Source organism: Aequorivita sp. IT1183 (genome assembly GCF_058068265.1).
Map to the genome: position 1 here is coordinate 55,420 of NZ_JBYRHS010000006.1, position 24,609 is coordinate 80,028.

24 protein-coding genes are annotated in these 24,609 nt (G+C 36.2%); 11 read left to right on the plus strand and 13 right to left on the minus strand.

Going from position 1 to position 24,609, the window contains the following annotated elements; genetic code table 11:
• Nucleotides 1-2 precede the first annotated feature (2 nt).
• The 4 genes from AC3RVF_RS12920 to AC3RVF_RS12935 all read right to left on the minus strand — a co-directional run bounded on the left by AC3RVF_RS12920 (nucleotide 3) and on the right by AC3RVF_RS12935 (nucleotide 4,278).
• Nucleotides 3-1,550, minus strand: coding sequence for a bifunctional metallophosphatase/5'-nucleotidase (locus AC3RVF_RS12920; protein WP_489693525.1), 1,548 nt, complete (start codon nucleotides 1,548-1,550; stop codon nucleotides 3-5).
• A 1-nt stretch (nucleotide 1,551) separates the two neighbouring features.
• On the minus strand, nucleotides 1,552-2,415 hold the full coding sequence (locus tag AC3RVF_RS12925; protein WP_489691652.1) for a hydroxymethylglutaryl-CoA lyase: 864 nt from the start codon (nucleotides 2,413-2,415) through the stop codon (nucleotides 1,552-1,554).
• A 63-nt stretch (nucleotides 2,416-2,478) separates the two neighbouring features.
• Nucleotides 2,479-3,093: a LysE family translocator gene (locus AC3RVF_RS12930; protein WP_489691653.1), complete on the minus strand. Its 615-nt coding sequence runs from the start codon at nucleotides 3,091-3,093 to the stop codon at nucleotides 2,479-2,481.
• Between the two features lie 123 nt (nucleotides 3,094-3,216).
• Nucleotides 3,217-4,278, minus strand: coding sequence for a quinone-dependent dihydroorotate dehydrogenase (locus tag AC3RVF_RS12935; RefSeq protein WP_489693526.1), 1,062 nt, complete (start codon nucleotides 4,276-4,278; stop codon nucleotides 3,217-3,219).
• An 85-nt stretch (nucleotides 4,279-4,363) separates the two neighbouring features.
• On the opposite strand from AC3RVF_RS12935, the gene pepT reads away from it, so the two are divergent.
• The gene (pepT, locus tag AC3RVF_RS12940) at nucleotides 4,364-5,626 is read left to right on the plus strand and encodes a peptidase T (RefSeq protein WP_489693527.1); all 1,263 of its coding nucleotides are present in this window, start codon (nucleotides 4,364-4,366) and stop codon (nucleotides 5,624-5,626) included.
• A gap of 95 nt (nucleotides 5,627-5,721) precedes the next feature.
• On the opposite strand, the gene yajC is transcribed toward pepT, so the two are convergent.
• From yajC to AC3RVF_RS12960, 4 genes are all read right to left on the minus strand, one after another.
• Nucleotides 5,722-6,021 (minus strand): preprotein translocase subunit YajC, encoded by a 300-nt coding sequence (yajC, locus tag AC3RVF_RS12945; RefSeq protein WP_489691656.1) that lies wholly within the window; start codon nucleotides 6,019-6,021, stop codon nucleotides 5,722-5,724.
• A gap of 29 nt (nucleotides 6,022-6,050) precedes the next feature.
• Nucleotides 6,051-6,527 carry a DUF1573 domain-containing protein gene (locus AC3RVF_RS12950; protein ID WP_489691657.1) on the minus strand — a complete coding sequence of 159 codons (477 nt, stop codon included), beginning with the start codon at nucleotides 6,525-6,527 and terminating at the stop codon, nucleotides 6,051-6,053.
• Between the two features lie 54 nt (nucleotides 6,528-6,581).
• Entirely contained in the window at nucleotides 6,582-7,526 is a 945-nt protein-coding gene (gene nusB, locus AC3RVF_RS12955) for a transcription antitermination factor NusB (RefSeq protein WP_489691658.1), read from the minus strand.
• Between the two features lie 87 nt (nucleotides 7,527-7,613).
• Nucleotides 7,614-8,711 (minus strand): Leu/Phe/Val dehydrogenase, encoded by a 1,098-nt coding sequence (locus AC3RVF_RS12960; protein ID WP_489691659.1) that lies wholly within the window; start codon nucleotides 8,709-8,711, stop codon nucleotides 7,614-7,616.
• Between the two features lie 192 nt (nucleotides 8,712-8,903).
• Here AC3RVF_RS12960 and AC3RVF_RS12965 point away from each other — a divergent pair, with 192 nt between their 5' ends.
• The 6 genes from AC3RVF_RS12965 to AC3RVF_RS12990 all read left to right on the plus strand — a co-directional run bounded on the left by AC3RVF_RS12965 (nucleotide 8,904) and on the right by AC3RVF_RS12990 (nucleotide 18,514).
• On the plus strand, nucleotides 8,904-10,658 hold the full coding sequence (locus AC3RVF_RS12965) for an ABC transporter ATP-binding protein (RefSeq protein WP_489693528.1): 1,755 nt from the start codon (nucleotides 8,904-8,906) through the stop codon (nucleotides 10,656-10,658).
• A 65-nt stretch (nucleotides 10,659-10,723) separates the two neighbouring features.
• Nucleotides 10,724-11,119 (plus strand): PUR family DNA/RNA-binding protein, encoded by a 396-nt coding sequence (locus AC3RVF_RS12970; protein ID WP_489691661.1) that lies wholly within the window; start codon nucleotides 10,724-10,726, stop codon nucleotides 11,117-11,119.
• A gap of 210 nt (nucleotides 11,120-11,329) precedes the next feature.
• On the plus strand, nucleotides 11,330-13,207 hold the full coding sequence (locus tag AC3RVF_RS12975) for a mechanosensitive ion channel family protein (protein WP_489691662.1): 1,878 nt from the start codon (nucleotides 11,330-11,332) through the stop codon (nucleotides 13,205-13,207).
• 59 nt (nucleotides 13,208-13,266) lie between these two features.
• Nucleotides 13,267-15,627 (plus strand): DUF2339 domain-containing protein, encoded by a 2,361-nt coding sequence (locus AC3RVF_RS12980; protein ID WP_489693529.1) that lies wholly within the window; start codon nucleotides 13,267-13,269, stop codon nucleotides 15,625-15,627.
• Nucleotides 15,611-16,840: a DUF3999 family protein gene (locus tag AC3RVF_RS12985; protein ID WP_489693530.1), complete on the plus strand. Its 1,230-nt coding sequence runs from the start codon at nucleotides 15,611-15,613 to the stop codon at nucleotides 16,838-16,840. The genes AC3RVF_RS12980 and AC3RVF_RS12985 overlap by 17 nt, the downstream gene beginning before the upstream one ends.
• A 54-nt stretch (nucleotides 16,841-16,894) precedes the next feature.
• A complete protein-coding gene (locus AC3RVF_RS12990; protein ID WP_489691665.1) occupies nucleotides 16,895-18,514 on the plus strand; it encodes a SulP family inorganic anion transporter in 1,620 nt (539 codons plus the stop codon).
• 14 nt (nucleotides 18,515-18,528) lie between these two features.
• Here the strand turns inward: AC3RVF_RS12990 and AC3RVF_RS12995 are convergent, their stop codons facing one another.
• A complete protein-coding gene (locus AC3RVF_RS12995; RefSeq protein WP_489691666.1) occupies nucleotides 18,529-19,035 on the minus strand; it encodes a DUF6265 family protein in 507 nt (168 codons plus the stop codon).
• A 222-nt stretch (nucleotides 19,036-19,257) separates the two neighbouring features.
• Here AC3RVF_RS12995 and AC3RVF_RS13000 point away from each other — a divergent pair, with 222 nt between their 5' ends.
• The gene (locus AC3RVF_RS13000) at nucleotides 19,258-20,211 is read left to right on the plus strand and encodes a hypothetical protein (protein WP_489691667.1); all 954 of its coding nucleotides are present in this window, start codon (nucleotides 19,258-19,260) and stop codon (nucleotides 20,209-20,211) included.
• Nucleotides 20,212-20,213: 2 nt separating this feature from the next.
• Nucleotides 20,214-21,023, plus strand: coding sequence for a hypothetical protein (locus AC3RVF_RS13005; RefSeq protein WP_489691668.1), 810 nt, complete (start codon nucleotides 20,214-20,216; stop codon nucleotides 21,021-21,023).
• A 10-nt stretch (nucleotides 21,024-21,033) separates the two neighbouring features.
• On the opposite strand, the gene AC3RVF_RS13010 is transcribed toward AC3RVF_RS13005, so the two are convergent.
• On the minus strand, nucleotides 21,034-21,372 hold the full coding sequence (locus AC3RVF_RS13010) for a tRNA-binding protein (RefSeq protein WP_489691669.1): 339 nt from the start codon (nucleotides 21,370-21,372) through the stop codon (nucleotides 21,034-21,036).
• Entirely contained in the window at nucleotides 21,362-21,673 is a 312-nt protein-coding gene (locus tag AC3RVF_RS13015) for a phosphoribosylpyrophosphate synthetase (RefSeq protein WP_489691670.1), read from the minus strand. Before AC3RVF_RS13015 ends, AC3RVF_RS13010 begins: the two co-directional genes overlap by 11 nt.
• Before the next feature lie 190 nt (nucleotides 21,674-21,863).
• Between AC3RVF_RS13015 and AC3RVF_RS13020 the strand changes: the two genes are divergently transcribed.
• Entirely contained in the window at nucleotides 21,864-22,418 is a 555-nt protein-coding gene (locus tag AC3RVF_RS13020) for a thioredoxin family protein (protein ID WP_489691671.1), read from the plus strand.
• A gap of 73 nt (nucleotides 22,419-22,491) precedes the next feature.
• On the opposite strand, the gene AC3RVF_RS13025 is transcribed toward AC3RVF_RS13020, so the two are convergent.
• Nucleotides 22,492-23,025: a YfiT family bacillithiol transferase gene (locus tag AC3RVF_RS13025; protein ID WP_489691672.1), complete on the minus strand. Its 534-nt coding sequence runs from the start codon at nucleotides 23,023-23,025 to the stop codon at nucleotides 22,492-22,494.
• A gap of 68 nt (nucleotides 23,026-23,093) precedes the next feature.
• Complete coding sequence (locus AC3RVF_RS13030; RefSeq protein WP_489691673.1) at nucleotides 23,094-24,026, minus strand: peptidylprolyl isomerase; 933 nt, start codon at nucleotides 24,024-24,026, stop codon at nucleotides 23,094-23,096.
• Between the two features lie 258 nt (nucleotides 24,027-24,284).
• Between AC3RVF_RS13030 and AC3RVF_RS13035 the strand changes: the two genes are divergently transcribed.
• Entirely contained in the window at nucleotides 24,285-24,554 is a 270-nt protein-coding gene (locus AC3RVF_RS13035) for a hypothetical protein (protein ID WP_489691674.1), read from the plus strand.
• Nucleotides 24,555-24,609 lie beyond the last annotated feature (55 nt).

Consider the following 24,609-nt stretch of genomic DNA (forward strand, 5'->3'; position numbering starts at 1 on the left):
CTTTATTTTTGTTGAGATTTTAAATAGAAAATAATCGCTTTCCGTATGTCGGCAGCAGTTTCGTTTTCCTTTGGGGTGTGAATTTTTATAATCCCTTCATTATCTGAAGTTAAAAACGGAATGTCTAATCCTTTTAGTAAAAAGTCGCTGAAAGCAACTGTATATGTTTTTGAATCATTTATAGTTTCAACACCATCGCCTATTTGCCAAGCTCCCTTATTATTTCTTGAGAAATTATATCGCTGCAGATAGGCCCCTTCTCCACTTTGTAATTCACCGTAATCTAAAACTTGCTTTAAAAGACTTCCTTTCAAATCTACTTTCAGCACACTTCCTCCAAAGGGAAGCACTCTAAAAATATCGATACTACTAATGTCGCCTTCTAGTTTATCGTCAATACGAATAGAGCCACCGTTTACAAGAGCGCCGGCAACTTTATCATTATATGCATAAGCCATCGAGCGCGTAATTAATTCGCCCATGTTGGTTTGTTTGCTTCTATTAGCGGTATCGGTGCCATCTAATGGAACTACAGCATTATAAATTACATCTCCAGGATTGTCCACAACTTCCTTGAGTTTTTCGTCTACAAGTTCGGTCCATTTGCGCACAACAGGTTCAATTTTTGCTGAAGACGTTATTTTATCAGTTACCATCACCAGCTCTGAATTGACTTGAAGATTTTTAGTGTTCGGGTTATATGTAATAGTGTGTATATAAACACTTTTTGCATTAGCATCTGCTTTGGCAATAATAGTTGTGCCTTCTTTTTCTAGCATATTGAAATGCTCGTGACCACCCATAATTAGAGGAATAGACCCCAAACGGCGAGCTATTTCTATATCTTCATCTACTGCCACATGAGTAAGGCCAACTACAAAATCTGAATTTTGAAGCGCCATTTTATAAGCTCTTTCTGCATTTTCATAAATATCGCCGTACGAAACATAATCTTTTGGATTTGACGGCAGTGTCACACCAAATACGCCAAATTTTATTTTATTCCCATCCGTTCCTATTGCTTCAAATGTGGAATAATCTGTGGCTGGAATAGCACTATTATTTCTATTGGCTGTAAAAGGCACAAGTCCGTTTTCGGTAACTTTACGCGCATTGGCGGTAGTCCACTCGAAATTAGACTCGTTTAATCTCTTTTGTAAATCACTTTCACTTAAATCGAATTCGTGGTTTCCGAATGTAACCAAATCAATTTCCATGGCATTTAGCACATCTACCATCTGTTTTCCATTTAAGCGCTCTCCGTCTATTTTTAAAGTCCCAATTAATGAAGGATTTAAAAAATCGCCAGCTAAAAACAAATATGTATTTGGAAATTTCTGTTTAATTGAATCGCGAATATGTGCTACACGAGCTAATCCACCGTATTCGCCACCACTTAAGGGAGCAATTTCGTATACATCATTAATCTGAACAAACTTAACAGTAATGACCGCCGCATCTTTTTTTTGATTCTTAACAGTTGGTTGAATTGATGAACAACCTACTGCAAAATAGCCAAAAAGAATGGCTAAAAGTAATTTGCTTTTCATATCAATGATATTTAGTGAAAATTTTTGTGGCTTCATTGTGCGCACTTTCAAACGACATCGGGTTTATATTACTCGTAACTTTTGAAGCTGTAAAATAACTGAGCATCTTTTCAGTGGGCATATTTCCCGTTAATTCATCTTTCGCCATTGGGCAACCACCAAAACCTTGAATAGCGCCATCAAATCTTCGGCAACCAGCTTTATAAGCCGCATCAACTTTTTCGTGCCAAGCGGTTGGAGTGGTATGTAGATGCGCTCCAAATTCTATATTAGGATATTTAGGTATTAAGTTAGCAAATAAATAGGATATAATCTCTGGTGTCGAAGTCCCTACCGTATCACTAAGCGACAATATTTTAACGCCCATTCCTGAAAGTTTTTCTGTCCACTCCCCCACTATTTCAACATTCCACGGGTCGCCATATGGATTTCCGAAGCCCATTGATAGATAGGCTACAACTTCTTTATCATTTTTATGAGCAAGGTTTAATATATCTTGAAGTAATACCAAAGATTCTGAAATAGTCTTATGCGTATTGCGCATCTGAAAGTTTTCAGAAATAGAAAATGGATAACCTAAATAATCAATTTCGGGATGCTTTACGGCGTCTTCGGCTCCGCGAAGGTTCGCAATAATGGCCAACAATTTACTTTTTGAAGCTGAAAGATCTAGCTTTGAAAGCACTTCGGCAGTATCCTGCATTTGAGGAATTGCTTTAGGCGAAACAAAACTTCCAAAATCAATAGTATCAAAACCACATCGCAGAAGCGACTGGATATATTTTACTTTTTGATCGGTGGGAATCCAATCTTTAATGCCTTGCATGGCATCTCGGGGACATTCTATAATTTTTACTTGCTGCATTGGTTCAAAGATAGCAATTCCTGCGCAGGCAGGAATCTTTCAATTTCAAAAAAAATAGTGGATTTAGGGTATCAATATAAAAATAGCTATTCCTATAAAAACGAGTATTTGCAACCATTTAAGAACTGCCCCCATTTGCTTCCATTCTAAAAGTAAGCCTGAAATTTTGCCTGCACCGATAGCAATTACACTAAAAGTGATGAAGGAAACTATCATAAAAGTGATTCCCAAAGTGTAAAATTGAAATACCGTATTTCCTTCTTTATCCCAAAGAAAGCCAGGGAAAAACGCCAAAAAGAATATCATCACTTTTGGGTTTAACAAATTCATAATCACACCCGTTTTAAATAGTTGGGAGTATGATTTTTTGGGAGCATTTTCCGCAAGTGCAATATGCTCATCACTTTTATAAATTATGTATGCCAAATACAGCAGATAGCACGCACCCATTACTTTTATAGCGTAAAAAATTTCATCTGAAGCCGTTATTATTGCAGATACTCCGAAAGCCAAAAGAGTTGTGTGAACAATGCAACCACTAATTAAACCAGCCGTTGTAGCAATGCCGCTTTTAGCTCCGTTGGCCAAAGATTGTGTAAGCACATAAATATTGTCTGGCCCTGGAGAAAGTGCGAGCGCGAGGGTTGCGATAGAAAAGGAAATTAGGGTTTCAATCATAAAATTAGACGTAAGACCGCTGCGCTATAAGACGTAAGATTTAAGACTTGCGATTTTTCAAAATTGAGATGTAAAGTTATTACCATTTTATAATTATAAAAAGTTGTCTTAGGTCCTTCCGTCCTAAGACAACTTTAATATTGCCTTATTAATAGCTGTTATCAACCCTGGACCTTCGTAAATAAAGCCTGTATAAAGTTGCACCAAGCTTGCTCCGGCATTCAGTTTTTCTAATGCGTCTTCGGCGGAATGAATTCCGCCAACACCAATAATAGGAAACGCTTTATTACTCTTTTCTGAAAGAAAACGGATTACTTCTGTTGCTCTTTTATTTAACGGTTTTCCACTTAAACCGCCCATTTCCTTTTTGTTTTCCGAAGAAAGTCCGTCGCGGGAAATAGTTGTGTTGGTTGCTATAACTCCATCAATTTTGGTTACGGCAACAATTTCAATTATATCTAATAGCTGCTCGTTTGTTAAGTCTGGGGCGATTTTTAGCAGAATTGGTTTTAGAGGTCTCGACTGCGCTCGACCAGACATAGCCTTATTCCTGTCTTGAAGTGTTTGCAACAAATCTGTCAGTGGCTTCTTTTCCTGCAATGCGCGAAGATTTGGAGTATTGGGAGAACTTACATTCACCACAAAATAATCTACATAATCAAAAAGTGCTTCAAAGCAGATTAGATAATCGTTAGCCGCATCTTCGTTTGGAGTGACTTTGTTTTTGCCAATGTTTCCGCCGATTAAAACTCGGTCGTTGAGCGGAGCCGAAACGGCCTTTCCATTCGCTTTCAGCCTTTCAACAGCTTCTTCAACACCGCCATTATTAAAACCCATTCGGTTTATAATAGCGGAATCTTCCTTTAAACGAAACAAACGCGGTTTATCATTTCCGGGCTGCGGTTTTGGAGTTACCGTTCCTATTTCAATAAATCCAAACCCGAAGTTTGAAAGTTCTTTATACAGCTTTGCATCTTTATCAAATCCTGCTGCGAGTCCGACGGGATTGGGGAATTTTAATCCTAAAAGTTCTCGTTCCAACTTTGGGTTTTCCACTTTATAAATACTTCGGAAAATCCCTCCAAAGCCAATTTTATGGAAAAATTGAACTAATGAAAATGTAAAATGATGAATTTTTTCAGGATCGAAGCTAAAAAACAGTGGGCGAATAATGGTTTTGTACATAGTTGAGAAATGTATTGCAAAAATACACTAAACTATGTATTTGTTATTTTGAATATGCTTTATTTTGTAGCGTAAAAGAAAAGTTATGATTGAAAAACAACATATTATTAATCGCTTTATTAGCTACGTAACTGTAGACACCGAAAGCGATCCAAACAGTGACACTACCCCTAGCACTAAAAAACAATGGGACCTCGCCAATAAATTGGTTGAAGAGTTAAAAGAAATTGGAATGGAAGACGTTACAATTGACGAGAACGCCTATATAATGGCCACCTTGCCTTCCAATGTTTCGCATGCCGTTCCGGTAATTGGTTTTGTTTCGCATTTTGATACTTCGCCAGATTTTACTGGAGCAAATGTAAAACCTCAGATTATTGAGGAATACAACGGAAAAGATATCGTTCTCAACAAAGAAATGGATATCATTCTTTCCCCAGATTATTTTGAAGATTTATTACTTTACAAAGGCCAAACCCTAATCACTACTGATGGTACAACACTTTTGGGTGCAGATGATAAAGCGGGAATTACCGAAATAATTTCGGCTATGGAATACCTAATAAAGCATCCAGAATTAAAGCACGGAAAAATTCGCGTAGGTTTTACTCCAGATGAAGAAATAGGACGAGGAGCACATAAATTTGATGTGGAAAAATTTGGTGCAGAGTGGGCTTACACTATGGACGGCAGCCAGGTGGGCGAACTTGAATACGAAAACTTCAACGCTGCTGGTGCTGTGGTTACTGTAAAAGGAAAGATTGTACATCCCGGGTATGCAAAAGGAAAAATGGTAAACAGTATGTATATCGCTACAGACTACATTAACTCGCTACCAAGGCTTGAAACTCCTGAACATACTGAAGGTCGCGAAGGCTTTTTTCATCTTCACAATATAAACGGAAGTGTGGATGAAACTAAAATACAATACATTATTCGCGATCACGATAAAAAGCATTTTGAAGCTCGAAAAGAGATGGTTCAAAGACTTGCGGACGATTTAAACGAACAATTTGAAATGGAAATTGTTACTGTTGAAATAAAGGATCAATATTTTAATATGCGTGAAATGATTGAGCCAGTAATGCACATTGTAAAAATTGCAAAGCAAGCCATGGAGCAATCAGGGTTAGAACCATTAATAAAGCCAATACGTGGCGGAACAGATGGATCGCAGTTAAGTTTTATGGGGTTACCATGTCCGAATATTTTTGCTGGAGGCCACAACTTTCACGGAAGGTATGAATATGTGCCGGTTGAGAGTATGCAAAAGGCAGTAGAAGTAATAGTAAACATTGCACAAATTACTGCGCAGGATCTTTCAAAATTTAAAAAGGAAGAAGAGTAATTCAAATTCCGAAAACTATCGGGACCAAAAAAAGAAACTCCCTCTACTATTTTAAAAATAGTGAGGGAGTTTTTATTTAGAAAAGGATTGAAATATTATTTCTTTTCCTTAACTGGTTTTTCTGGTGCATTTAATTTTGCTGTTTTCTCCATAGAAATTGCAGCTCTTTCAAACTTCATTTTTCCGGCTCCACTTTCAATAATGCAGGTACCGTCGTCATTAAGTTCAAGTATTTTACCGTGTAAACCTCCACTTGTTATCACTTTGTCACCCTTTTTAAGTTGGGCAGCAAACTGCTTTTCTTGTTTGGCCTTTTTCATTTGTGGACGTATCAAAAAAAGATACATTACCAAAAACAATAAGATAATAGGTAAAAAACTTTGTATTTGTTCCATAGCAATTATTTAGTCCTAAGTTTTAAAATTTAGGATGTTGGGTTGGTTGTTTTAACAGCACCTGCTTTAGGATTTACAAAAGCTTTGATAGTTAAAGTTTCTGTTCCAGCTTTCGTGTTAGTAGTAATAGTAACAGTTTTGCTAACTTGGTTTTGACCACTACCGTTGAATTTTACCAACATTTCGCCTGTTGCACCTGGAGCAACTGGTTCTTTAGTATATTCTGGTACAGTACAACCACAGCTACTTTTAGCATTCACGATCATTAAAGGTGCTTCACCTGTGTTTTTAAATTTAAAAACGTGTTCCACATTTGTTCCTTGATCGATAGTTCCAAAGTCGAATTGACTTTCTTCAAAAGCTATTACTGGAAATTTGCCTGATTCAGCATCGCGATCAGCAGCAACAGCAACATTCTCTTCGTTAACTTTATCTGCGGCGTTATCCTTACAAGAAGAAAAAGCAAATACAGATAGTACAGCTACAATAAAAATTGATTTTTTCATGATAAATATGTATTTTATGTTTTTAGCACGCCAAAAATAGGTAATTTTTTACTTCTATTGAAGCCCTCGCCCAATTTTATTCAACTTACCATCCTCTGTAAATTCTTTAACAATTTTGTCTAGAATACCATTGACGAATATGCTGCTTTTTGGAGTGGAATATTCTTTGGAAACCTCTAAGTATTCGTTAATTGTAGCCCTAACAGGAATGGATGGGAAATATAAAAATTCTGCAATTCCCATCTTTAAAATAATAAGATCCACATCTGCAATTCGTTCTTGATCCCAGTTTGGAGTCTTGCCTTCTATTTGGGCGTTTAGCTTGTCTTCATTTAAAATTACCTTTCGGAAAAGTTGCAGAGCATACTCACGATCCTCATCATTTTTATAAAGATTTGGAACTAAAAGTGAAGAAGCGTTTTTTTCTGAAAGCTTACTAAGCATTTTTACAATTGCTGTATTCACAATAGGAAAATCGTCTACCCAAGTTAGGCGCTTGTCTTCAAGATATTCATATATCTTATCATTCGGCGCAATAACTTCTTTGTAAATCTTACTGATAAATTCTTGGTCTTCTTTGAAGGTGGTTTCCTTTTTAGAAAGATGGGTCTCGTACCATTCCAATTGGCGCAATTCATTAAAAAGAATGGTTACATACTCGCTGTCCATTAACCAGTAATTGAGACCTCGCTTTTCCATTATGTCTGAAAATGTAACATTTTCGTCAATTATTTTAAGCAATTTATTCTCAACAAAAATGCGACTTGGATTTTTCTCTAAAGCCGTGGCAAGGTGTTTTTTTTGTGAACGGCTAAGAATACTCTCGGCCTGTTGTTGTAGCGACAAAAGCAATTGCAGCATCAGTAAATAAAGATCCTGCATTTGGTCTATACTGTGTAGCAAAAACTTTTCCTGTATATCTATATTTGGATCTGGCCGTTGGTTAAAAGCGTAAACGGACTGCAAAACTTTTACTCGGATATGTCTTCTTGTAAGCATATATTTTTTGAAAGAACGGTTTAAAAGAAACAACGCACAAGATATTTCTTGTGCGTTGCAAAGATAGTGTTTTAAGAAAAAAGAAACCTACTTTTCGTTTTTTCTTGCATCAATTCTAGCTTGAGCCACGTTAAACGCAGCTTGATAGGTAGTAATGCTTTCTGTATCAGCTTTCTTTAAAATTTCTAAAGTAGTATTGTAAATGTTTTCGGTTTTACGGATTATTTCCTTTCGGTCATAATTCTCTAATTCCGCATAAACATTAATAATTCCACCTGCATTTATAAGGAAATCTGGAGCGTAAACGATGCCTCTTTCACGAAGCATTTTTCCGTGTTTCTGCTCATCTGCCAATTGGTTATTTGCCGCTCCGGCAATAATTGAAGCATTTAACTGATTTATAGTAATATCATTCACGGTTGCTCCCAAAGCACAGGGTGCATAAATATCCATTTTTTCTGCATAAATATTGTTTCCGCCGTATATTTCAACACTATACTTATCGCGAACCTCTTCCAAACGCTCTTGATTTATATCTGAAATATAAACTTTAGCGCCTTCATTGCTTAAGTTTTCAACTAAAGCTTCACCAACGTTTCCGATTCCTTGAACATAAATTACTTTATCTTCAAGTACATCACTTCCAAATTTATATTTTGCTGCAGCTTTCATTCCCATAAAAACCCCATAAGCGGTAATTGGAGAAGGATTTCCTGCGCCACCTTTAGATTCTGAAATTCCAGTAACGTAAGGCGTAACTGTACGCACAAGATCCATATCTGAAGTAGCCATTCCTACATCTTCGGCAGTAATATATTTTCCACCCAAAGAGTGTACAAACTCGCCAAACTTCAGCATTAATTCAGGAGTTTTTTGCGTTTTTGCGTCACCAATTAAAACAGCTTTTCCACCGCCAAGGTTCAAACCAGTAATTGCGCTTTTATACGTCATACCGCGTGAAAGACGAAGTACATCGTTTAAAGCTTCCCACTCGCTAGCATAATTCCACATTCTAGTACCGCCAAGAGCAGGTCCTAAAACGGTATTGTGAATACCAATTATTGCTTTTAAACCAGTATCTTTGTCGTTGCAAAAAACGATTTGCTCGTGATTGTCAAAGGACATTTGCCCGAAAACCGGGTCTATTTTGTGAAGTTCGTTTGTGTTAATTACTTCGGTTATCATAGCTTTTTTAATTTTTTTATTCATCCTTTAAAAAGGCGGTGCAAAAGTAGCTCTTTGTTGTCAATTCCGCAAAATATCAGTTGTTAATTTAAGAATTTTAAAAATGTTATTTAGCTACCAACTTATTCATTAATTAGGCAATTGCTTATTACAATTGGATAAATAACTAACTCAATAACCCAAAAAGAGTAAATGAAAGAATTAAAGTATCTCAATAAATATTTCCTAAAATATAAAGGGCGCCTACTTCTGGGAGTTTTTATTACAATTATTGCTACCGTATTTAAGCTGGTAGTACCAATGAAAGTTGGCGATTCTGTAACCGCTGTAAAACAGTATTTGAATGGCGAAATAACCGATGTTAGCATCGTTCAGCACGAACTTCTTATAAATATTTTATTGCTTTTAGGCGCGGCATTACTTTCTGCATTATTCACTTTTATGATGCGGCAGACGTTTATAGTAGTTTCAAGATATGTGGAATACGATCTTAAGAACGAAATTTTTCAACACTACGAAAAATTGTCTCTCGGTTTCTACAAACAAAACCGCACGGGCGATTTAATGAACCGTATAAGCGAAGACGTTTCTAAAGTACGCATGTATGTTGGGCCAGCGCTTATGTACAGCATAACTACGGTTACTTTATTTGTCGTGGTTATTAGCTATATGTTTTACCAAGCACCCACTTTAACCTTTTACGCCATTGCCCCATTACCTATTCTTTCCATTGCCATTTATAGACTTAGTGTATTAATAAACCAGCGCACTACTATTGTGCAACAATATCTTTCAAAACTTACCACTTTTACGCAGGAAAGTTTTAGCGGAATTGCGGTTATTAAAGCCTACGGAATAGAGCCTCGCACCAATACCAATTTTGAAGAATTAGCAGAAGGCAGCAAAGTAAAAAACATAGATTTAGCTAAGGTGCAAGCCCTATTTTTTCCGTTGATGATGCTGCTTATTGGTGTAAGTAACATTTTGGTTATTTATATTGGTGGAAACCAATACATCAATGGGCAGATTGAATTTGGAACCATTGTAGAATTCCTTATATATGTAAATATGCTCACCTGGCCTGTTGCGGTTGTTGGTTGGGTAACTTCAATGATACAGCAAGCTGAAGCTTCGCAAAAACGTATTAATGAATTTCTAAAAACAATACCTTCCATCCAAAATTTAGTTTCTGAACATACGCCTGTTGACGGAAATATTGAATTTAAAAACTTAACGTTTACATATCCCGATACCGGAATTACGGCTCTTAAAGACGTTTCTTTTACTGTTAAGCCAGGCGAAACACTTGCAATTGTTGGAAACACCGGATCCGGAAAATCTACAATTCTTGAATTGATTGGGAGACTTTACGATGTAGATGAAAATATGCTGAAGATTAGCTCCACGTCCATTCGAGATCTAAACCTAATAGACTTACGAGATAGCATAGGTTATGTTCCACAAGACGCTTTTCTATTTAGCGATACGCTTCGCAACAACATCCGTTTTGGGAAAGAAAATGCTTCTGAAGAAGAAGTAATTGAAGCTGCGAAAAATGCTGCTGTACATCAAAATATTATCGGTTTTACAAAAGGATACGATACCATTCTAGGCGAACGCGGTATCACATTAAGCGGTGGGCAGAAACAGCGAGTTTCAATAGCGCGAGCAATAATTAAAGACCCAAAGATTTTACTTTTCGACGATTGCCTTTCAGCCGTAGACACAGAAACGGAGGAAGAAATTCTTCAAAACCTGCATAAAATTTCGAAAGATAAAACCACTATTATTGTGAGCCACAGAATCTCTTCGGCTAAAAATGCAAATAAAATAATTGTACTAGAAGATGGTAAAATCATTCAGAATGGATCGCATAATGAACTAGTTAATTCTGAAGGCTATTACAAAGAACTTTACGCAAAGCAGCTGTTAGAAAAAGAAATGTAAATTTACTTTGGCTGATTTGGTTTTTTTTTGGATTTTTGGCACAACGTAATCAAAAAACAGAAATTATGAGTGAGCATTATACGATGGAGCAAGAAGAAATTTTTTCAAAAGTGATGCGCGCCGGAAGACGCACCTACTTTTTTGATGTAAGGTCTACAAAGGCAGGGGATTTTTACCTTACCATTACCGAAAGCAAAAAGTTCACTAACGATGATGGTTCTTACCATTATAAGAAGCACAAAATCTACCTTTACAAAGAAGATTTCAGCGAGTTTAAGGATACTTTGGAAGAAATGATAAACTACGTAATCGACGAAAAAGGTGAAGAAGTTATTAGCGAACGCCACCAAAAAGATTACAAAAAAGAAACCGATGAAGTGTCTGAGACTTCTGAAATAGCTTCAGAAAGTGTACCAACAGACACGAGTAGTTTCACCGATATTGAATTTGACGATATATAAATCGTAGCAATCTTAAAAGTAAACCGGCACGGGTAAAACCGCTGCCGGTTTTTTTATGCTTTAAAATGGAAATTTCTTAATCGCACCCTCTCTTATTTCAAATTATTCCCGCTGCCTTAATAAAATACATATCTTAGAATGTTTTAAGAAGCATAAAAGCCAATAATTATAATTTTGTTTTTGATTACTTTAGCCTAAATTCTTTGCCTTATGAATCAATTCTGTGAGAGTTTAATACGCATAGTATTCGTTTTATCGGTTTCCATTGGTTTTGCCCAAGAGGATACCAATTCTGTTAAAGTGGATTCGGTTAACATCGCACTCCTTGAAAACTACAATAAACGACTTTCAGAAACTGAACGCCAACGTGTTGTTGATTCTATTAGAAAAGGTGATTTAGAAGCTCAGATAGACGCTCTAAAAACTACCGACAATCTAAAAAAGGAAGAACTACAGGCGCAATTAACGGTTTTAAACGAAAAGGAAATAAATAGAATTGCGCTAAAAAAGGCGCGAATAGATTCGCTAAAAAATACAACTAAAGGCTTTCCTGTATTCGGGTTTTTTAATGATACCCTTTTTGTGCTTTATAGCAAACTGGGCAGTTTTTCTCCAAAAGAGCGAGCCGATATAATTTCGAGCAGGATTAGCAATCTCTCCTCCAATTTTAATTTTGATGAAAATTCATTGAAAATTGAAGAAGTGGAAACCACTTTAGACATTGTTTTAGGAGAGAAAATAATAATGAGCGTTACCGAAACAGATGCGCTATGGAACGATACCTCCAAAAATGAGTTAGCAGAAACCTACAAGAATAAAATAACCGCAGCAGTTCTAAAATATAAAGACGAAACCAGTTTTGCAACACTCGCTAAACAAATTGGTTTAGCGCTATTGGTGCTCTTGGTTATTGTATTATTGATTTTTTACATTTCGAAATTTTTTAAATGGAGTGCTCAAAAAATTCTACTTCAAGAAAACAAAAAAATACAAGGCATCAAAATTAAAAACTACACCCTTTTTGATGCAAAACGGCAAGTAAATGTATTGCTTTTAGTAAATAAATTATTGAAGTGGTTTGTAATACTTCTGGCTGTATATATTGCATTACCCATACTTTTCGGGCTCTTTCCGTGGACAGAACAATTTGCCGACACCCTGTTTGGTTATATTTTGAATCCTATTAAAAATATACTGTCTTCCTTTTGGAACTTTCTTCCAAACCTAATTACCATCATTGTAATTGTAATCGTATTTCGATATATTTTGAAAGGAATTCGATTTTTAAAAGATGAAATAGCGAAAGGAAATTTAACGCTTACGGGCTTTTATCCAGATTGGGCCGAACCTACTTATCAGATTATACGCATTTTGGTTATAGCCTTTATGTTTGTAGTAATTTTCCCGTATTTACCCGGAAGTGAATCCCCTATTTTCAAAGGTGTTTCGGTGTTTTTAGGGTTTCTGTTTACTTTTGGTTCTGCGGGGTCGCTTTCAAACATTATTGCAGGTTTAGTACTTACTTATATGCGATTGTTTACTATCGGCGATCGCGTAAAAATTGGTGAAGTTACTGGAGATGTAATTGAAAAATCTTCATTGGTTACCCGCGTTCGCACGATTAAAAACGAAATTATATCCATTCCCAACTCTACTGTAATGAATAGTCATACTATTAATTATAGTATTGATGCACCAGCAAATGGACTGATAATTCACACAACGGTTACTATTGGTTATGACGTGCCTTGGAAAGATATGTACCAAATATTAATTGAAGCTGCACTGCGAACAGAGTTGATTTTGAAAGAACCAAAACCCTTCGTTTTACAAACTAGTTTGGAAGACTTTTATGTGGCTTACCAAATTAATGCCTACGTTCGCGAAGCAAATAAGCAGGCTAAAATTTATTCAGATTTGCACCAAAATATTCAAGATGTGTGTAATGAGAACGGTATTGAAATACTATCGCCACATTATCGAGCGGGTCGTGATGGGAATGCCTCAACTATTCCTTCAGATTATTTGCCGAAAGATTATGAAGCGCCTAGTTTTAATGTGAAAACCCAGAATAAAGATAATAAGTAAAATATTCAGTCTTTAAATTCTCAATTGCTGTTCGCGGCTTTTAAACCTCTTAAATTTTCATGCAAAACAACTCAAACTATTTAAAAGCGCTTAATGAAAAGTTGGAACTGCTGCTAAGAAGACAGGAACATTTTTCAAAGGAAATTTGGGAAATTAAAGGCCAGATTCAGACATTGAATGCTGAGGCTAATTATAATGTTCCTGAAGAAATACAGCCTAAAATAGAACCTGAAACTCGGTCTATTCCTTCCGAACCTGCTTTAAAAAGTGAAAAGACCGAAGATGCTTTACCTCGAGTAATAAGGCAAACCATCCCTCCCACTACAAAACCTAGATATACTGCAAAGCAAAAATCTGATCTCGAAAAATTTATTGGTGAAAACCTTATCAATAAAATTGGAATTCTTATTACAATTATTGGCGTTGCCATTGGAGCAAAATACTCTATAGAAAATGATCTTATTAGCCCGTTAACTAGAATAATACTTGGTTATATTTTGGGATTGGGATTACTTGGTTTTGGAATAAAGCTTAAAGAGAATTACAAAAACTTCAGCGCTGTTTTAGTAAGCGGTGCAATGGTAATTATGTATTTCATTACATTTTCGGCATATTCTTTTTATGAATTAATTCCTCAAACAATTGCCTTTTTATTAATGGTAGTTTTCACCGCTTTTACAGTGGTTGCGGCGTTAAATTACAATCTTCCCATTATTGCTCATTTGGGATTGGTGGGCGCCTATGCAGTGCCGTTTTTGCTGAGCAACGACTCTGGCAGGGTCGAAATACTCTTTAGTTATGTGGCCATTATAAATATTGGAATACTTTTTATTTCCTTTAAAAAATATTGGAAATCAATCTATTACTCATCATTCGCTTTCACTTGGCTAATCTATTTATCTTGGTACTTTTATTCGTATGCTGCCGAGCACTTTTCGATTGCATTAATATTTCTGTTGGTTTTCTTCGCGATTTTCTATTGCGCATTACTAGCTTACAAACTAATTAAAAAAGAAAAATTCGATATTGGCGATATTGTATTGCTTTTTGCAAATTCCTTTATCTTTTTTGGCGCCGGCTATTCCCTGCTTTCAAATCATGAAACAGGTAAAGAATTACTAGGGCTGTTCACATTGGCTAACGCAATAGTTCATTTTAGTGTAAGCACACTTATCTATAAACAAAAACTGGCAGATAAAAACCTGTTTTATTTTATTGCCGGCTTGGTGTTAGTATTTCTTACTGTTGCCGTTCCTGTACAATTAGACGGCAATTGGGTAACAATAATTTGGGCGGGAGGTGCAGCGCTGCTATTTTGGATTGGCAGGACTAAAAGCGTTTCTGTTTACGAAAAACTTTCATACGTTTTAATGGCTCTCGCCTTTATTAGCTTGGCTCAAGACTGGATGTCTTTCTCAACTTATACTACTTTAGGTGAAGAAAGTACGTTCACCCCAATTTTCAATCTTCGGTTTTTGACGGGCATCTTGTTTCTCGCGGCATTTGGCTTTATTAATTATTTATTCAAAAATGAAAAATTTGAATCTCCATTAATCAAAGGTGATTTTCTTCAGAAACTAACTTCAATTGTAATTCCTGGCATATTTATTTTTGTACTTTACAATTGCTTCCGACTTGAAATTGCAGACTATTGGAATGCACAATACACCGCATCATATTTGGAACTAAATGAAACGGGCGGTTCCTATACCAATTATCATCAAAATGAAGATTATCTTAACTTTAGAATTGTATGGACCTATATTTATACGCTGCTTTTTCTTGCAGCGCTATCCATTTTCAACATAAAAAAACTTAAAAACAATCTATTAGCATATGTGCTAATTGTGGCAAGTGCATTATCCTTTTTACTTTTTTTCACTGAAGGGTTATTTGCGTTGACGGATTTAAGAGGATCGTATATTGACAACACCTTGACCGAATATTACAACCGAAGTATTTTCAATTTATTAATACGCTATATTGCCATCATCAGTGTGTTAGCTTTGGTTTATGCAGGCTTGCTTTCGGTGAAAAAAGGTGTGCTGCAGAAAGGACTTCAAACGCCTTTCACTATTTTTCTGCACATAATTATTCTTGCAATTTTAAGTAGCGAGCTTATTGCTTGGTTGGATATTGCTGGCTCCACTCAATCTTATAAATTAGGCTTGAGTATACTTTGGGGTTTATATGCACTTTTATTGATTGTTATAGGCATTTGGAAAAGCAAACCATTCCTTCGAATTGTGGCCATTGTACTTTTTGGGTTTACACTTATAAAACTTTTTCTTTACGATATATCAGATATGAACACCATTTCTAAAACCATTGTTTTTGTAATTTTAGGCGTGTTATTACTGATAATTTCATTTTTATACAACAAGTTTAAAGCAAAAATAACCAATGATTTGGAAGAATAAATTACTGCTAGTTTTATTCCTTTTACTTACGAAAGTTGCTTTCGCACAGTTAAATACCTATGATTATTCGAGAGAAATAAAAGGTGTTTCAGAAACTTGGCATGCCGTAGAATTGCCCGATGCCGTTTTTGGGAAAATAGACAACAATTTAAATAATTTCAGAATCTACGGAATAACTAAATCCGACACCATTGAAGTCCCTTATTTATTGAAAATTACTTCGGAAAAGCAAACCGAAAAGAACATCGATTTCAAATTGCTAAATACTTCAAAAAAAGGGAGCGCTTATTTCTTCACTTTTGAAATTCCTTCAGAAAAAACCCTTAATGAGATTCATTTAAAGTTCAAACAGCAAAACTTCAATTGGCTGGTTAATTTGGAAGGAAGTCAAGACAACAGCGAATGGTTTTCTATTGTTTCAGATTATCGTGTTCTTTCAATAAAAAATGAACTAACGGACTATCAATTTACAAATGTTAGGTTTCCAAAGTCAAAATATCGCTATTTGCGACTTCAAATTACATCCAATGAAAAACCTGAATTGCTCGCTGCGGAAACACAATTAAGCAGCATTGAAACTGCTGTTTTCAACACATACGCGATTAAAAACTTTTCATCCACAGAAAACAATGATTTAAAAAGAACCATTGTCGATATTGACTTTTCGCAATCTATACCCATAAGTTTGGTTTCTTTAAAAATTAAAGATTCTATTGATTATTATCGTCCGGTAACTATAAAATATCTTACGGATAGTATCAAAACCGAAAAAGGATGGAAGTATAATTTTAATACGCTTAGCTCAAATATTCTAAGTTCTTTAGAAAATAATGATCTACATTTTCGCAGTACAATAACCAAAAGATTAAGGATTGAAATTGAAAATCACGACAATCGTCCTTTAAAAATTGACGATGTAATTGTAAAAGGATATACGCATACGTTGCTCGCTCGTTTCGCAGAACCAGCAACATATTATTTAGTTTACGGAAATCCTAAAGCTACAAATCCTAATTATGACATTTCAAAATTTACTGAAAGTATTCCGTCAAACAGTACGTCCGTAAAGCTTTCCGAAGAAAGGGAAATTATAAAAGAAGAAGTTTCCAAGCGTGCCCCGCTTTTCGAAAATAAGCTGTGGTTGTGGGTTATTATGGCTGCAATAATTGGTCTATTGGGATGGTTTACTATAAATATGATACGCAAAAAATAGGTTCGAGTCCATTCAATAAGAAAAACCTATCTTTGCCACTTTTTTAAAACGCCGATGATTTTACAGCAGACCTTCAAAAATTTCACACAGAACCCAAAAAACGATGTCCTTTCAGGATTAACGGTAGCATTAGCCTTAATACCTGAGGCAGTTGCTTTTTCGTTTGTTGCTGGTATTGACCCATTAGTGGGACTTTACGGCGCATTTATTATGGGATTAATCACTGCACTTTTTGGTGGCCGTCCAGGAATGATTTCGGGTGCTACAGGTGCAATGGCTGTTGTAATGGTTCATTTAATTCAAAAGGGAAATGAAGTAGGGCTTTCATTGGCAGATCCTGTAGAATATCTTGGGCTGCAATGGCTTTTTATAACTCTTCTTTTTGTGGGCGCTATCCAAATAATGGCAGGTGTTTTTAAATTAGGGAAATTTGTTCGTCTTATTCCGCATCCAGTAATGATGGGGTTTGTAAATGGTTTGGCAATCGTGATTTTCCTTTCACAAATGGGGCTGTTTAAAGAAAGCCGCGGAACGGTGCCTCAATGGCTTACGGGAATGGATCTTTGGGTAATGCTCGCATTGGTTGGTTTAACTATGGCAATTATGTTTGGCTTACCTAAACTAACTAAAAAACTACCAGCAGCTTTAATAGCCATTATTGTTGTGGCGTGTATTACAATCTTTGGAGGTCTTGACGTGAGTACTGTAGGATCCTTTATTCGTGATGGTGGTGGAAGTGGTCTAAAAGGTTCGCTTCCCGTTTTTCAAACACAGATTTTTGGTTTTATCGATACCCTTACAGGCCATTGGGATTTAATAATTTCAACAGCATTTCTACTAGCGGCCGTTGGTTTAATTGAATCTTTGATGACTTTAAACTTAGTAGATGAAATGACCGAAACACGCGGAAGTGGAAACCGTGAATGCATGGCGCAAGGTGGTGCAAATATGTTAAGCGGACTTTTTGGTGGAATGGGCGGTTGTGCAATGATTGGGCAATCTATTATTAACGTGAGTTCTGGTGGTCGCGGTAGACTTTCAGGAGCTACGGCAGCCATTGCACTGTTATGTTTTGTGCTTTTTGGAGCACCTTTAATTGAACAAATACCTATTGCAGCTTTGGTGGGTGTGATGTTTATGGTGGTTATCGGCACATTTGCGTGGAGTAGTTTCAGAATTATAAATAAAATTCCACTTTCAGACGCAATTGTTTTAATTGCTGTTTCGGCGATTACCGTTTGGCAAGATCTTGCAATAGCAGTATTTGTGGGTGTAATTATGAGTGCTCTTGTTTTTGCTTGGAAAAGCGCCACACGAATTCGCGCACGTAAACGAATTAAAGAAGATGGTACTAAAGTGTATGAAATTTGGGGGCCATTATTTTTTGGTTCAACTACCGCTTTCAACAGTAAGTTTGATATTTCTACAGATCCAAACACAATTGAAATAGACTTTATAGAATCCAAAATTTCCGATCATTCTGGCGTTGAAGCCGTTCGGAATATCGCGAATAAATATATAGATAGCGGCAAGCAAATTAAATTAACACACCTTAGCCCAGACTGTAAAGCACTACTTTTAAACTGGAACCCAGAGTTTGAAACCATTATCGAAAATTCTATTGAAGACCCACGATACCATGTGGTTACAGACACTTTAGACGCAGAAGTTTAATTAATTCTCGATCACTATTTCGAAAAATAGAAATCAACTTTTTTGGTTTCCCCATTTGCAGTACCTTCAATCCAAGCATGAAGTGAATCTTTTGCAGGATGTGTATAAACTATTTTTTGGGGGAAATCGTGCTTTTTATTTTCAAAAGTAAACTGCCCGTTTTCCGAAGATATCATTTTAAAAGTAACAGGCTTTTTATCTTTAGCTTTAACTGAAGCAACCGTTAATAGTAACTTTTCAGACTTTAACTCTAGTGCCATGGTTTCAGCAAAAACAACCTCTCCTTCCACTTCCACAAAACTATAGCCTGTAAAAGTACTATCATTTTCTCGTGACCAAGTTTCTTGCGAAAACTCTGTCTCAGTTTTATTCGTCCAAGTGCCCAGCATCCACTGTAATTCTTTCAGTTTTTCGTAACGATTTTCCAAAGCATTTTTATCGGAAGTTATTTCCTTTTCATTGTTTTTACACGAAACAAATCCAATAAGTATAAGGGTTAATAGAGTTATAGCTTTTTTCATATTTAATATTTTATCTTTTTTTATTTAAGGCTCATTTCACCCTAAATTAGGGAATCACTTGGCACTGCGAAAATACTTTAAAAAATGTTATGTGTTGCAAAACAAGTCAATCTGCCCATGATTATATCCGTATCACTATTCATTTAAAACATATTTTTATATATTTAACTAAGTATTAATCGATTACCAACCTCCTCCCCGTGTTTTTAAAAATATTAATCCATGATAAAAAGTATAGCAATACTTGTATTAATGGTTAGCTGTGCAAGCGCAATCGCTCAAGTTACGGAGCCGATAGACGACTTGCGCTTGGCCTTTGGCATAAATATTACAGCAGAATACCAAGTAAAACACGGCTTAAAATTTAGAGTTGCAGCCACTGGTGGCGTGGCCAATTACGTGCCATTAGCAAAAAATGATTTTGGAATTTTGCCCTCCGTGCATATTGGGGTTTTATTTTACAACAAAGGTATTTTGGGCAGCAATTTAAACAAAGACTATTATCGAACCACATTTTTCGACTTTTTCGCCAATGCTACGGTAACGCCCGGGTTTAATAATAACATAACTCCGCGCGAACTCGATTTCCGTTTTGTGCCTTTATATCATTTTTCCGACTTTGTCGCCAACCCGCTGCAAAACACTTTTGATTATTCCGTATCAATTGGCTCCAATTGGTTAATGAATCCCGATAAAAACAGGGCTTCGCAGACAATTGGTTTCTTTAACCTCAACATTGCGAGACGCGTGCAAATTTCATATTATAACGATGGCGGACCCGTTCTCGATTATTTTGGCGATCGAGAAGATCGCTTTTATACTGGCGGAATTGTGCTCTCGGCGCATTTTGATGAAACTGCATATATAGGTTTGGTTGAACTCAGTTTTCATAAGTTTACCGGCTGGCAGGAATACGCTGTAGATACCGCAGACAAGTTGCAATTGGACCATATTCCTTATGAAAACGGCGATGCTTTTGGTTTTAACCAACAGCAATGGAAACTTAACTTTACCAGTTTCCGCCAAGGCTACGGCGCTTATGTTACCCTTTATGATTTTAACGCATTAGACCTTCAGGATTTTTTACACTTTACCTCAGATTTTCCGTATCACCCCGATTATTATTGGGGTTGGAGAATTGCCGGCGGAGTTTCTTCACAATTTAAAACCGACTAATTATGAAGCTACTTCAATACATTATTTTAGCTGTTCTTTTGGTTTCCTTTTCGTATTCCTGCCAGAGTTTGAAATTTATTCCAGTGACTGAAACTATTGCTATTTCAGAATATCAAGTCTATGTTTTTAGGTTGTGCGAATACAGAAATTCTTATGGAAATAAACGCTTTTTCCTCTGCGATGAACCTTGTGTAGAAACAGATGTACAAGCTGATGACTCGATTCAGATAATTGAAGAATTATATATTTTACGGTCTCTTGCCGATCCGAAAGATATAATCTACATTACTTCCCGATCTGACAAATACATTCAAAGAAATCGCGGTATTTTTAACGATACGCTTTACAAAAAGTATATCATGGCTTCAGATTTAGAATATGTGTATTTTGGAAAAATTATTAATTCTGATAAAATAGATTTTGTCAATCCCACTGAAAATCTTTCGTTCACATTTAAAGATGATTCCGAAAATTGCAGATTTATTTTAGATAGTATTTACAGTGAAACCGCGGTTAAAAACACCATTAGCAACCAGCATTTAAAAATGGCCGATCTATTTAATGTAGGCATACAATTTCTTGAAACCGATAGAAAGTTGGTGGTGAGCAAAAAAGATTTAGACCCAATTAAAACACTCGTGTTAAAAGACAACCGAATGTTTTTTAACGGTGAAAACAAAAGTATAAATTTATCGCAGCGCAATCGTTTAAAGTATCACCCTATTTATGGGCCAACACACGATTCTATTGTAAGAAGAATCATTAGCGACAGCATACAAAAGCAAGTTATTTTAAGAGGAAAAGCTATTTAAAATTGAAGAATTACAAAATTCGCAAACCGTTTTTCACCTGTTTTTCCAACTGAAGTAAAGTAACATCTTTCCCTTCCACCGCGCCAAGTACAAGACATTCGCTCATAAAATTGGCGATTTGTTTCTTTGGAAAATTGACTACAGCAACCACTTGTTTCCCGATCAATTCTTCTTTTGTGTAAAGTGAAGTAATCTGCGCTGAAGTTTTTCGCTCTCCCAATTCACTTCCAAAATCTACCAAAAGTTGATAGGAAGGATTACGAGCTTCAGGAAAATCGTTGGCTTCAAGAATAGTGCCCACGCGCATTTCGACTTTTTCAAAGTCTGACCACGAAAGATTATTCGTCATGGTGAATGTTCAGTTTTTTTATCATTTCAGGAGAAATCTCACCTTGATCTGCACCATATGCATCAACGAGTAAGCCCTTTCTACCATCGTGGGTTTCTATTAAAAAAAGAATGGTATTATCGCCAGGGTCTGTCATTCCTTCAAAACGGTAAAATTTTATAACCTCGAGTTGGCCAGCATTCCACTCCATTTTAAGCGATTTAGATTCTATGCCTTCGCCAATAAGATTAAAATCTTCTGTAAAGCCATGTTTTTGTAAATCTCCAATAGCAACTGAAAGTGATGAATATGAGTTTTTCATAATTGTTAGTTTAGATTTTAAAGTTAATGGAGATATTTTGCAACAACAAAGTTTTATAAATTCTTTAATAGAAAAAAGTTTGAACGTGAAGTGGTTTAAAAGTTTAGATGCCGCCTTTTCAATACCCCATTTAACCACTGAAAAATTGTAACTTTAAACCAACTTTGCAACTAATATATAAAACAAAGAAATGGCTAGAACAGAATCTACAATGCTTCCATTGGGAACCGAAGCACCCGATTTTACACTTATAAATGCAGTGAGTAATAAACCTGTGTCGTTAAAAGATGTTCGTGGTGAAAAAGGCACCGTAGTTATGTTTATTTGTAATCATTGTCCGTACGTGAAGCATGTTATAGATGAAATTATTCGCGTTTGCAATGATTATCGCGTAACGGGTTTTGGGTTTGTTGCGATTAGCAGTAACGACATTATTAAGTACCCTAAAGATTCTCCCGCCGAAATGTGGCGCACGGCGCAAAGCCTAAGTTTTCCTTTCCCGTATTTATACGACGAAACCCAAGAAGTAGCAAAAGCTTACGACGCTGCTTGCACGCCCGACCTCTACCTTTTTGATGATGAATTACAACTAGTTTATCGTGGCCAATTAGACGACAGCAGACCCGGAAACCGAATACCCGTAAATGGTCGCGATCTTCGTGAAGCAATAGATAATATACTTAATAACAACCCACAGCGAAAAGATCAAAAACCAAGCATGGGTTGCAATATTAAGTGGAAATAACTCCTATGCCCCGAAGAGGGAATTTCTAAAGCTTCGTAAATAAGGTACTCCCCTTTGCGGAGAATGGAAGGGCTTACCATCCTTCTCTTTTCATCAAATTTTGAATGTGCGTATAATGGTGGTTGCTGTGCCAAGCATAACTGCCCACAGTTTCTGCAAGCGAATAATTACGGTCACGAGCTGGATGATGAAACTCTTTCAGCAATTGCTCCTGCGATAGCCCTTTTATTAAGTAAACCCATTTTGCGTGCAGCGAACTTATTGCAGCCAAAGATAATTCAATTGGTGCATCCTTGGCATCGGCCGTTTCTGCCCAAGCTTTTTCATCGTACACTTTTATAGTTGGAGTTTCTTCCGTTAGTGTCCACTTAAAGCGATTGTAAGCGTTGTGGTGGCTGTCATAAAAATGATGGATTGTTTGCCGCACCGTCCAACCTTCTTCTCTATAAGGGGTGTTCAATTGTTTAGCAGAAAGATTTGCTACTAAGTTTTCTAAACGATTTGGAAAATGTTCCAAAATGGAAATCCAAGCTTGCTGTATTTCGGCAGTGATATTTGAAGGGCAATCAAACTTGCCGATTGGGTATTTAAGTTTCTCTATTTCCATGGCTTAAAAATACAAAACGCCCCGATAGCTCGAGACGTTTTGATTTTATAATAAATATTATTTTCAAATTATTTTAAACCCATTAATTCCACATCAAAAATCAAGGTCGCACTTGGAGGAATTACCCCACCAGCACCGCGCTCGCCATAACCAAGATGCGAAGGAATTACAAAACGAGCTTTATCGCCCACATGCAATAATTGTATGCCTTCATCCCAACCTGAGATTACCTGCCCTACGCCCAACTGAAAATCGATTGGTTCTTTTCTTTTGTAAGATGAATCAAATTCAGTTCCATCAATAAGCGCGCCTTTGTAATGTACAGAAACAGTTTTGCCTTTTGAGGCCTTTTCGCCATTTCCTTTTTGAATTATCTTGTAAAGAAGTCCGCTATCAGTTTTATCAAAACCTTCCGAAACTTTCTTTAGCTCTGCTTCTTCTTTTGCTTTAATATTTGCAATTCTGTTTTCTCTTTCGCCTGTAAAACTTCTAAAAGCTTCTACAGCATTCCACTTTTCAGCTTCTTCACCTACACGCAAGATTTCAACTTTTTTCATAGTATCGCCTTGGGCAACACTATCTACCACATCCTGTCCTTCAACCACATTTCCAAAAATCGTGTGTTTATTATCCAACCAAGGAGTAGCAACATGCGTTATAAAAAATTGGCTACCATTACTCGCAGGACCAGAATTGGCCATAGAAAGCACGCCTGGAGTGTCGTGACGAAGGTCTTGATGAAATTCATCTTCAAAATCGTAACCCGGTCCGCCGGAGCCTGTTCCTTTAGGATCGCCACCTTGAATCATAAAATCTGGAAGTACTCGGTGAAATTTTAAGCCATCATAGTACGGTGTACCTTGAGGTTTTGCAGCATTTTCCAAATTTCCTTCAGCTAATGCAACAAAATTTCCAACCGTTCCCGGAGTTTTGTCGTGTGTAAGTTTTATAAGAATTTCTCCCTTTTCGGTAGTGAATTTTGCATAGATTCCGTCTTGCATCGTGTTCTTTTTTAAAATTGAAATGCAAAGGTACTTAATTCTGAATTTAGAATTCAGAATTAAGAATTGAAAAAATGTTTTAAAGAAGAAAGAGTGATTGGCAATTGGGGATTAGGGGTTTGGATGGGGTTAATTTGTATATTTGGAATTACGCCAAGTTAAAAAACAAAACTTGAGTGTGTCCATCTATATTAACGGTATGAACGTAATAAAGTTGGGGGTATAAATTAGTAGGTGACACATTTAACAAACCATAATATGAAAAAACCATACTTTGTAAGTAAACAAGCCGACGAAACTGCAAAATGCTTTAATTCCGAAATTGAAAAAATCAAAAAAAAACATTCTAAAGAATTTATTCAATCTAATGTAAATTTTGACGGTATATACATTATTAGTGTTGACAAAAACAGAATTGCTTACGTATTCCAAGATTTGCTAATTGAGCTTGACTTAAATACTCAAAATCAGGTTAAAGAAGATTTTGATTCCGCTTTTAAGTCTTGTTTAGATAAATTTTCCAAATAAACCTTTTCAAGTGTTGTAAAAATGTTTACAGGAGAAAATTGTGTATAATTTATTC